The 9512-nt window shown below is 59.1% G+C and carries 6 protein-coding genes and 1 pseudogene; 6 read left to right on the top strand and 1 reads right to left on the bottom strand.

The features are described from left to right. Positions 1-76 precede the first annotated feature (76 nt). Positions 77-345 (top strand): annotated as a pseudogene (locus ACM43_RS01670) (IS256 family transposase); the annotation flags it as partial. A gap of 311 nt (positions 346-656) precedes the next feature. On the opposite strand, the gene ACM43_RS38730 reads toward ACM43_RS01670, so the two are convergent. Beyond that, complete coding sequence (locus tag ACM43_RS38730; RefSeq protein ID WP_081493076.1) at positions 657-1016, bottom strand: transposase; 360 nt, start codon at positions 1014-1016, stop codon at positions 657-659. 991 nt (positions 1017-2007) lie between these two features. On the opposite strand from ACM43_RS38730, the gene ACM43_RS01665 reads away from it, so the two are divergent. The 5 genes from ACM43_RS01665 to ACM43_RS01645 all read left to right on the top strand — a co-directional run bounded on the left by ACM43_RS01665 (position 2008) and on the right by ACM43_RS01645 (position 9508). Next, complete coding sequence (locus tag ACM43_RS01665; RefSeq protein ID WP_333919152.1) at positions 2008-2931, top strand: calcium-binding protein; 924 nt, start codon at positions 2008-2010, stop codon at positions 2929-2931. Between the two features lie 176 nt (positions 2932-3107). Continuing rightward, on the top strand, positions 3108-3722 hold the full coding sequence (locus ACM43_RS01660; protein WP_244429410.1) for a class I SAM-dependent methyltransferase: 615 nt from the start codon (positions 3108-3110) through the stop codon (positions 3720-3722). A gap of 128 nt (positions 3723-3850) precedes the next feature. Next, on the top strand, positions 3851-6085 hold the full coding sequence (locus tag ACM43_RS01655; RefSeq protein ID WP_050996254.1) for a peptidase domain-containing ABC transporter: 2235 nt from the start codon (positions 3851-3853) through the stop codon (positions 6083-6085). Then, a complete protein-coding gene (locus tag ACM43_RS01650) occupies positions 6075-7418 on the top strand; it encodes an HlyD family type I secretion periplasmic adaptor subunit (RefSeq protein WP_036031212.1) in 1344 nt (447 codons plus the stop codon). Before ACM43_RS01655 ends, ACM43_RS01650 begins: the two co-directional genes overlap by 11 nt. Next, positions 7415-9508 (top strand): SEL1-like repeat protein, encoded by a 2094-nt coding sequence (locus ACM43_RS01645; protein ID WP_271537654.1) that lies wholly within the window; start codon positions 7415-7417, stop codon positions 9506-9508. Before ACM43_RS01650 ends, ACM43_RS01645 begins: the two co-directional genes overlap by 4 nt. Positions 9509-9512: the final 4 nt, after the last annotated feature.

Below are 9512 nucleotides of genomic sequence, written 5' to 3'. Positions count from 1 at the left end.
AATGAAAATGCAGTGGCAGGTCAACGGGCGACTAACAAACTGGTTCAAGCGGTCCCGCTCCGCGGGTCCATTTCACCTGACCGTCGTCCGGTTGAAGCTGCCGAAGACCAACATCGCCAAGAACATCATGGAGCACCATTCGCCGTTTCACGTCGCCCAACGTCAAACGCCGGCGGGATCCCGGTACGGCCTAGCGCTGGGTTTGCGGCCGGCATGATCGAGGCCAACAAGAGCTTCCGACGATTAAAGGCACATAAGCAATTGGGGATTCTGCGAGCGGCCCTTCAAACTCACGACGACAGCATGACGATCAAGCCCGTTGCCCACGTCACGAGGGCCGCATAGCATTCATTCCAGCAACGCCGGCCCGACCTACTTCGACAGCGATCGGGAGATCCCCAAAACTTGTACGGGCCAGCGCGACATCACCGCCCTCCTCGATTGCTTCTGCAACCGAACCTCGGCTCCATTCCGCACCGGATATATCAGCCCGGTGTCGAGATGGAGGAAGATCAGTTCGGCGCGTCAGTGTGCGCACAGAGGTCGGATATTGAAGGATCCGATGCTGCGCGGCGGCACACATTCGCGACCGATCTGCTGGAGACCGGAGCCGAAGTGCGCATCAACTTTTGGAGCAAGAGATGAACAAGCTAGGGTTAGCGATCGTGTACTCGGCCAGACGCAAAGCTGGGTGCCGAAGCCTCTTCGAGTGTCATCTTCTCAAGCATCAGATCCGTGACAAGTTTGCGGAGGCGCCGATTCTCAACCGTAAGCTCTTCCAACGCACGACGCATTTCATCCATGCTAACATGAGGAGGAGGCGGATCCCTGCCCGCGTTAGGCCCCTCTGAAGATTGCCCCACGTCCTTGCTGAGCGGCAGTTTCCGCCAACGATGGAGCGTCATAACGCTCACGCCAAGCGCCTCACAGATCGACACCTGGGAGCTGCCTGCTCGAGCCAATTCATCCGCCTGAGCGAGTTTCAGTTTAATCTCTTGATGAGAATGTTTTTTCATTCGGACTAGAACGGGTTCAGACAAAGTAACTCGCCGCCGGCTTGAACCGAGGGGCGGGTGCTGTCAAATAACATACAAGGAAGTCTGCTAACCTACAAAGGTATCATACAGCCCCGTTGTTAACGCTACCAGCGAAAGCGTTCAAGACGATGAAGCGCCTTCTGGCGGGGGGCAAAACTTGGGAGCTAGGCAGGAACGGGGTTGCCGGCGGAGACCTCCCGAATGGCGGAATTGCCCAACTAGCCCAACCGAGACGAAGAAGACCGAGGGGCTGCTGACCATCGTGATGATCAGCTGAAGCGGACCGGCAGAAGGGCGCCAATCGCAATGTGTGTTTGGGTAGCAAATGGGGAACATCGTCCTTGCATTCCGTCTTGACATCTTCATCTCAATGATCTGGATAGCCCGGCAAGTGGTTGTTGCGCAAGGACCTTCGATGGATCAGTGACTCCGTCACATGATTGTTCCGCATCGTGACTCTTTCGGGCAAGCACATCGCAACCTAGTCGCGCTTAGTCACGTGCCGAGCTGACATCGACGTAGCTCATGTGGCCTTTCTTGCGCAGAATAAGCGACTTTGCTGCGGGCAACCACTTCAGAAGCTATCCAACGTTCAGCGAGGGGGTCGCGTTGGTGGGGATCTCATCAGGCGCAGAACAGGGCTGATCCACCCTTTCCTGGGGATAGCAATATCCCTCCCCGACCCGCAGTGTTGGCTCGGAACCTCCGGTGTCGCAAGCAGATCGCCGAACTTGCGACGCTAAGCTCGGTCGAAATGAGTGCGGCCAGTTGGATTTTTCGTCCTTGACACGCACTACTCACAATCTTAACATTGAAGATAACATATGCTGCGGGTTTCTTATCTTCCCAATCGCGCGCGGCGACTGGATGTCACAGCGTGAAGTTCCTTGACGTGACCGGAGCATCGCGTCGTCCTCAATAAGAACCGAAAGGGCCTCCAATGGCTATATCTTACCTGACGAAAACTGAGTTGGACCAGTTTCTCCACCATAACGGAAATCACATTGAGGCGAGCGTTAGGTCGGCACTGATCGACTCGTTAGAACGTAGCGGAGTGTACAGCGATCATCCTGGGGATACTTCGAAGGCTGCGTTTCAGTCTGGACCGTTCGGAGGGGCTGTTCCAGCAGGCGTTCAGATCCTCGACATTACGCAGTCGACCACCGTCGAGACCACGCCAAACCTGAAGGCGATTATTTTAGACGACGCTGGCGGCAAGACGCTCGATGTGATTGGCGGGCATAATGATGTGTTCATCGCCATGGGAAAAGGTTCCGATAGCGTGAACCTATATGATTATGGGAACGACACGGTCTATGGCGGTAGCGGCAACGACGCGATCCGCGGCGGACACGGTAGCAGCTCACTGTTCGGCGGCGCAGGCAACGACAGTATCTATGGTGGCAGCGGCAACGACACTTTGGATGGCGGCAGCGGTAACGACTATCTTGAGGCGGGCACCGGCGCTCAGGTGCTCGAAGGCGGCAGCGGCAACGACATTCTGCGAGATCTATCGTCGGGACACAGCACGCTTATCGGTGGCGATGGCAACGATACGCTAATTGGCGTTCAGGGCGATGTCTTTGCGGGCGGTGACGGCAATGACGTCTTCTGGGTCTACGGTGAGTCAGGAGCGAACTCGACGCTGCAGGGAGGAAATGGCAACGATACATTCCATCTTCAGACCCACACCGGAAATGATACGATTATAGGCGGCGCAGGCTCGGACACCGTGGATTTCGCCGATCGCTCCTCCTTTGATGTCACCAAGGTCGATGTCGACGAGAAGACGAACTCCTACACGCTGCACTTCGGAGACAGCCAGACGGTGGTGGTCAGTGGCGTCGAATATCTCCACTTCACCGATGGAGACGTGCACTTGCCGAAGGTCTGAATCGGCGCCTGCAAGCTGCGCTGAGAAAGCCCCGCTCATGGCGGGGCTTTGCCTTTGAGCTCAGCGCTTTCGCATCTTATGTAGGATGTCCTTTCGTTGGTGGCTGTGTTGTGGTTTGCTAGTGCTATCATCTGGCCCTTTCACCGCGCGGTGCGGGCACGGATTGGTCTCTCACGATGAAGCGATTGCTCAACGCGGGCTCAGGACCCGGTACGGCACAGCGCATCGCCCGGATGATGCTCAACCATGATTGGGAAGAGACCCGATTCGACATCGACCCCGGCGTCCAACCAGATGTGATCGGCTCGATCCTTGAGTTGAGTGGCGCGTTCAAGCCTCAGTCCTTCAACGCGGTGTGGACATCGCATGTGCTCGAGCACCTGTATGCCCACGAGGTCTATCCTACATTGCGGCAATTCCACCAGATCCTCAAGCCCGATGGTTTCGCCTTGATCATGAGCCCGGATCTGCAATCGGTTGCTCACTTCATAGCCCAGCATGGGATCGGCGCAATAGCCTATCATTCGCCGGCAGGGCCGATCAGGCCGCTGGACATGCTCTATGGCCATTCGCGCGCCATCGAGGAGGGGCGCGTCCACATGGCCCACCGCACCGGATTTACGGCCGAGCGACTCGGTAGTCTCCTGCTGATGGCCGGGTTTGCAACCGTTTCGGTCAGCAGCCAAAATTTCGAGGTCTGTGCGCTCGCGCTGATGCCCGAGGCCGACGACGAGGCCATCCGAAGGTCTTTGTTAGAGTACGGCTTCAATTTCCAGGAAGCCAATGCCTGAGGTATTGGTGAGTGCGGCCAGCCACCCCTCACAATTTAACGATGATTGAGGCTGGTTTTTTTACCGCTCAATGTTATATTGATGGTTGAATGTGACGCCTTAACACAATGGCAGATCGCTTGACCCCAATGACCGTCCACTGCGCCGATGAACGAAACTTGGCCGATGCGGCGCCCGCATCGGCACTAGCGTGCCTGATTATCGTCGCACGACAGCACGGGCTGCACCTCACGTCCTCACAGCTCATCCAAGACAACCTTCTGCGGGAAGAGAACGTCACACTCCATCAGCTTGTCCGCTGTGCGGAGAAAGCAGGCATGCGCGCGAAGTGCGTCAAGCTCGATTGGAGCGGGCTGTCTCATCTGAAGAAGGCGCTACCGGTCATCATTCGGCTTCGCAATGGGAGCCACATGGTACTCCTGCGTGTCGAGGGAGACGCCCACAATACACGCATCGTGCTGAGGGACCCGAATGCCGCGGAAGACGCGCTGCTCGTGATCGACCAACCACGCTTTGAAGGTATCTGGTCCGGCGATCTGGTCCTGATTAAGCGCAGCTACGAGATATCGGACGAAGCGCAGCCGTTCAGTTTTGGCCTCGTAGCCGCGCTGTTGTTCCGCGAACGCCGCATGGTCCGCGACGTCGCGATTGCCGCTGTGATCCTCGGGCTGCTCGGCCTGGCGCCGATCATGTTCTGGCGCCTGTTGTCCGACAAGGTGATCTTCTACAAGGCGTACAACACGTTCTATGTGCTCTGCGTCGCGATGCTGGCAGTCATAGCCTTCGAGGCGGCGTTCTCGTTCTTGAGACAGCTCCTTGTCCATCGCTTGACGACCAGGCTGGACGTCAAATTGTCGACCTACGTCTTCGACAAGGTCCTCAATCTCCCCATCGATTATTTTGAGCAGACGCCCGTCGGCCTCGTCGCGCGCGACATTCGCGAAGTCTTTCGCATCCGCTCGTTCCTAATGGGGCAATTGTTCGGCACCATTCTCGATTCTACGACGCTGATGTTCTTCCTGCCCGTCATGTTATTCTTCAGCCCCGTCATGACGTTCGTGGTGCTCGCCTTGTCGGCTTTCATCGTCGCGTGGCTCGTCCTAATGTTGCCGAATTACCGCAAGGCGTCGACTGCCGTGCTGGCCGCGGAGGGCGCGCAGGGCGCGTTTTTGGTTCAGACCTTAAATGGCATCCGGACGATCAAGTCCCTCGCGCTCGATACGCGGCAGCGCCACTTGTGGGATGTTCTGGTCGCACGACTTGCCAAGGCCCGGCTCGTGGAAGGCATGACTGGAAACGCCATCCAGTCGGTGGTGCGTCCGCTGGAGCGGCTGGCCGTCAGTGGCTCCTATGCGCTCGGCGTCTATCTCGCGCTCGAAAGCAACGACCCGGTCTATATCGGCGCGCTGTTCTCATTCCTGCTGTTGTCACAGCGCGTCTCGGGTCCGCTGATGCAGATGGCGCAGCTCATCAATCAATACGACGAGGCACGAAGTGCGGTTGCAACCGTCGGCAATCTCGTCAACCTTCCTCCCGAAGGGGGACGTTCCGGCCATGGCGTGCGTTCGCCGCTAGCGGGCAAGGTGGAGTTCTCCGGCGTCACCTTCAAATACAAGCGAGCGCTATCGCCGACGCTGAACAACATCTCCTTCGAGATTCCGCTAGGGACTACTTTAGGCGTGATGGGCAGGAGCGGATCTGGCAAGACCACGCTTGCGCGGTTGCTGCAGCGGCTGCATTGCGATTATGACGGATTGATCAAGATCGATGGCATTGACGTTCGCGAGTACGACATCGACCATCTCCGTCGTAACGTGGGTGTCGTGCTCCAGGAAAATTTTCTCTTCAGTGGGACCATCCGCGAAAACATCACCGCGGCCAAGCCGGACGCGTCGTTCGACGATGTGGTCACGGCGGCGAGGCTGGCGGGTGCGGAAGAATTCATCGATAAGCTGCCGCGCGGCTACGAGACGCATATCTATGAAGGTTCGCCGAACCTCTCGGGAGGGCAGAGGCAGCGGCTTGCGATCGCGCGTGCGCTGATCGTTAACCCGCCCATCCTGATTCTCGATGAGGCGACAAGCGCGCTCGACGCCGACAGTGAGGCGATCGTGAACGCCAACATAACGCGCATCGCGCATGGCCGGACGCTGATCATCATCTCGCATCGCCTGTCTTCCCTGACAAAGGCGGACGCAATTCTCGTGCTTAATCGTGGTGTGGTTGACGATATCGGGCGGCATGAGGAGCTCCTGGCGCGCAACGATATCTACAGCTCGCTGTGGTATCAGCAGAACAAGCGTTTGGTGCCGGCAGTCCGCAACGAACGGCCGAGATTCGGGAGCCCGACGCTTGTCTCCTGATGGTGCGCTTGCGACCGTTCGCCAATTTCAATCGGAAACGGATGCGATCCGAGAGGAGGCTGAGCCTCTGGTCGCGCGAGCAACGCTGTTTGTGCTCTCGGCCTTCCTTGTCGCGATCGTTGCCATTCTGGCTCTGACGCGGATAGATCGCGTCATAACCAGCGTTGGGGGGCGGATCGTGCCGGTGGGACAGATCAGCGTCCTTCAAGCGCTGGATCCATCGATCATTAAGACGATTGACGTGCGGGAAGGCGAGCAGGTGCAACCGGGACAGCTTATTGCGACCCTGGATGCGACCTTTACGTCGGCGGACCTAACCCAGGCGAAGTTGCAGATCGCTAGCCTCGAGACTCAGGTGGCGCGCGATGAAGCCGAGCTGAACCCGCATCCGCTGGTCTTTGCGAACAAGCCGGACCCAGACTACCAGAAATACGCAGCCTTGCAGAAGGCGCTCTATGATCAGCGGACGGCGCAATATACCGCGCAGATCAATAGCTTCGATTCGAAGATCAAGCAGACCCAGGCAACCATGGTGAAGCTTCGCGGGGACGATGCGAGATATCGGCAGCGTGACGAGATCTTGCAGAAGATCGAGACCATGCGCACGACGCTGGCCGAGCACGGCACGGGCTCGCAGCTCAACATGTTTATCTCCCAGGATACAAGGCTTGAATTGCTGCGGACCCTGGAGAACACCCACAACAGCCTAATCGAAGCTCAGAATACGCTCGCCGCGTCAATCGCGGACCGTGACGCCTTCAAGCAGCAATGGTTTGCGCAACTAAGTCAGGATCTCGTGACGACCCGCAACAAGCTCGACGAAGCGAGAGCCTCTTATGAGAAGGCGCTCAGGCACCAGGATCTGGTCCGATTGACCGCCGCAGAAGATTCGGTCGTGTTGACGATGGCAAGGCTCTCGGTCGGGTCTGTGCTGAAGCCCGGCGATCCCTTCATTACGCTGATGCCGACCGACACCAAGCTCGAGGCTGAAATTCGCATCGCCTCGCGCGATGTCGGTTTCATTCGGCCCGGAGATCCCTGCACGATGCGGATCGATGCGTTCAATGCCGCGGAGCATGGTACAGCCGATGGCAAAGTGCGTTGGATCAGCGAGGGCGCCTTCACCACCGACGACGATGGAAAGCCTATCGAAGCCTACTACAAGGCGCGGTGCTCGGTGGACTCGTCCAACTTCAAGGATGTCCCGAAAACTTTCCGCCTGATTCCTGGCATGACGCTTGCGGGAGACGTCCATGTCGGCACGCGAGCGGTCGGAATGTATCTGCTTGGCGGAATGCTGAAGGGCATCCGGGAGGCCATGCGTGAGCCATGACGGCATTGACCCGATCGCTCCTCCAATGGCTTCGGCCCGCGCCTCACGGATCTGACGAAAGGCGGCTTGGTCCGGCCGAGGCAGCGTTCGAGCGCAGACACTATCTGGACGCACTTAAGCTCTGGAAGCGTGCCTCGCAAAACGGCGACGCGGAAGCGGACTATCGGATCGGCATGCTCTACGCCAAGAACCAGGGAGTGGCCGGCAGCATTCCGGATGCCGCGGTGTGGTACGAACGCGCGGCGCAGCGAGGTCACGCCGACGCGCAATATCAACTCGGCCTGATCTATCTGTACGGAGTCAACGCCAGCCTCGGACCGAATAGGCCGGAGACTTGGCGTCAATCTTCCGCCGCGCGATTGGGCGATACCGCGTCGAGTGTGCATCACCTGATATTCCCGCACGGGACCAGTGTCGCGAAGGATATTAGCGCCGCGTTTCGCTGGATATCGGCCGCGGCCGAAGCCGGCAAAGCGGATGCTCAGACTATCCTGGGCAATCTCTACAGCGAGGGGCAGGGGTGCACGAAAGACTTCGCTGCTGCACTTCGTTGGTATCAGGCGGCGGCCGATCAGAAGTTTGCACCGGCCGAGTTCGCGCTCGGTGATGTCTATTATCAGGGACGTGGCGTACTCGTCGATTTCGCGCAGGCTGCGATCTGGTATGGCAAGGCCGCCGCGCAGGATCACGTGAGGGCGCAGATTGGGCTCGCATTCATGACTTTGAAGGGTATGGGCTTGCCCGAGAATCCGCCTGAGGCTGCGCGCCTGTTCCAGAGTGCGGCAACGCGTGATGATCCGATCGCACTCTACAACATCGGCCTGTTACGGCTCAGCGGCGAGGGCGTCGCCAAAGACCTCGATCGCGCCGAGACCGCGCTGCGCAAGGCGGCGCGGAAGGATTACCTTCCGGCAATTCAGGCACTCGCGGAATTCTATTCGAACGGTGCCGATGCGGAGCCCGATTTGCGGGAGGCGGCAGTTTGGTACGAGAAGGCGGCCGAGCGCGGCGATGTGCAGGCGCAATTCTTCGTCGGCCGGTTCTATGCGACTGGTGTCGGTGTCTCGCCCAACATCCGTCAAGCCGCGAAATGGTTCGAGCGCGCGGCCGAAAATGGTCATGCCACTGCAGCATTCAACGTTGCGATCTTCTATCTCAACGGCTCCGGCGTTCAGCGCAACGTGGAGGCAGCGATCAAATGGTTCGAGCGTGCCGCAGATGGTGGCATCAGCGCCGCACAGGTGCAACTCGGAAAGCTCTATTCGATCGGTGCGGGCGTTCCCAAAGATCAGGAAATGGCGTCGGAATGGCTGAGCCGGGCCGCCGGTAGCGGAGATCCTGACGCCAAGACCGCTTATGCGCTCTTCCTGCTTTCTCGTGACGCGTCCGAGGATAACGTTGCACGCGCGCACTCCTTGCTGGGAGAGGCCGCCGAGGCCGGTCATCCTCCGGCGGCGTTTCAACTGGGCGCGCTGAAGATGGGTAAGTTCGGCGGGACCACCGATATGCGAGGCGCCACCCGATGGCTCACGCGCGCGGCGGATGCCGGCCATGTCGAGGCGCAGTACATGCTCGGACTTGTCCATCTGGATCCCAAGAGCGGCGTGGGGAATGCGCAGGCAGCAGCATCATGCATGGCCAAGGCGGCGCGCGCGGGGCATGCAGCAGCACAATTCCAGCTCGCCGTCATGTACTGCACGGGCCACGGAGTGGGCCTGGATCTTGCACGGGGTGTGAACTGGTACGAGGCCGCTGCGGAGCAGGGACATGCGGTCGCGCAGTACAACCTCGCCGTGATGCTCGGGAAGGGACAGGGGCGCGAGGCCGACGCGACGAAGGCGACGGAATGGTTTCAGAGGGCTGCCGAGCGAGGCATGGCGGAAGCGCAGGTTGCGCTGGGCGACGTGTTGATGTCGGACCGAGGCACCGCGCAAGATCGCGACACAGCAGTCAATTGGTATCAATACGCGGCGCGGCAAGGCAATGAAGGCGCCGTCCGGCGCCTCCAGTCGATCTGCGCGACACGCGACGGAACTTTCACGCCGGAGACAGAAGCGTTCTGCGGAACAAACCGTCCAATGCATGAGTGAGTAA

It is taken from the genome of Bradyrhizobium sp. CCBAU 45321 (genome assembly GCF_028128975.1).
GTDB lineage: Bacteria > Pseudomonadota > Alphaproteobacteria > Rhizobiales > Xanthobacteraceae > Bradyrhizobium > Bradyrhizobium yuanmingense.
This window is presented reverse-complemented; position numbering and strand designations above follow the sequence as displayed.

Excerpts from the sequence above, each read along its gene's own strand:
- ACM43_RS01660 (WP_244429410.1), top strand. The coding sequence starts at position 3,108 with ATGAAGCGATTGCTCAACGCGGGCTCAGGACCCGGTACGGCACAGCGC.
- ACM43_RS01645 (WP_271537654.1), top strand. The coding sequence starts at position 7,415 with ATGACGGCATTGACCCGATCGCTCCTCCAATGGCTTCGGCCCGCGCCT.
- ACM43_RS38730 (WP_081493076.1), bottom strand. The coding sequence starts at position 1,016 with ATGAAAAAACATTCTCATCAAGAGATTAAACTGAAACTCGCTCAGGCG.
- ACM43_RS01655 (WP_050996254.1), top strand. The coding sequence starts at position 3,851 with ATGACCGTCCACTGCGCCGATGAACGAAACTTGGCCGATGCGGCGCCC.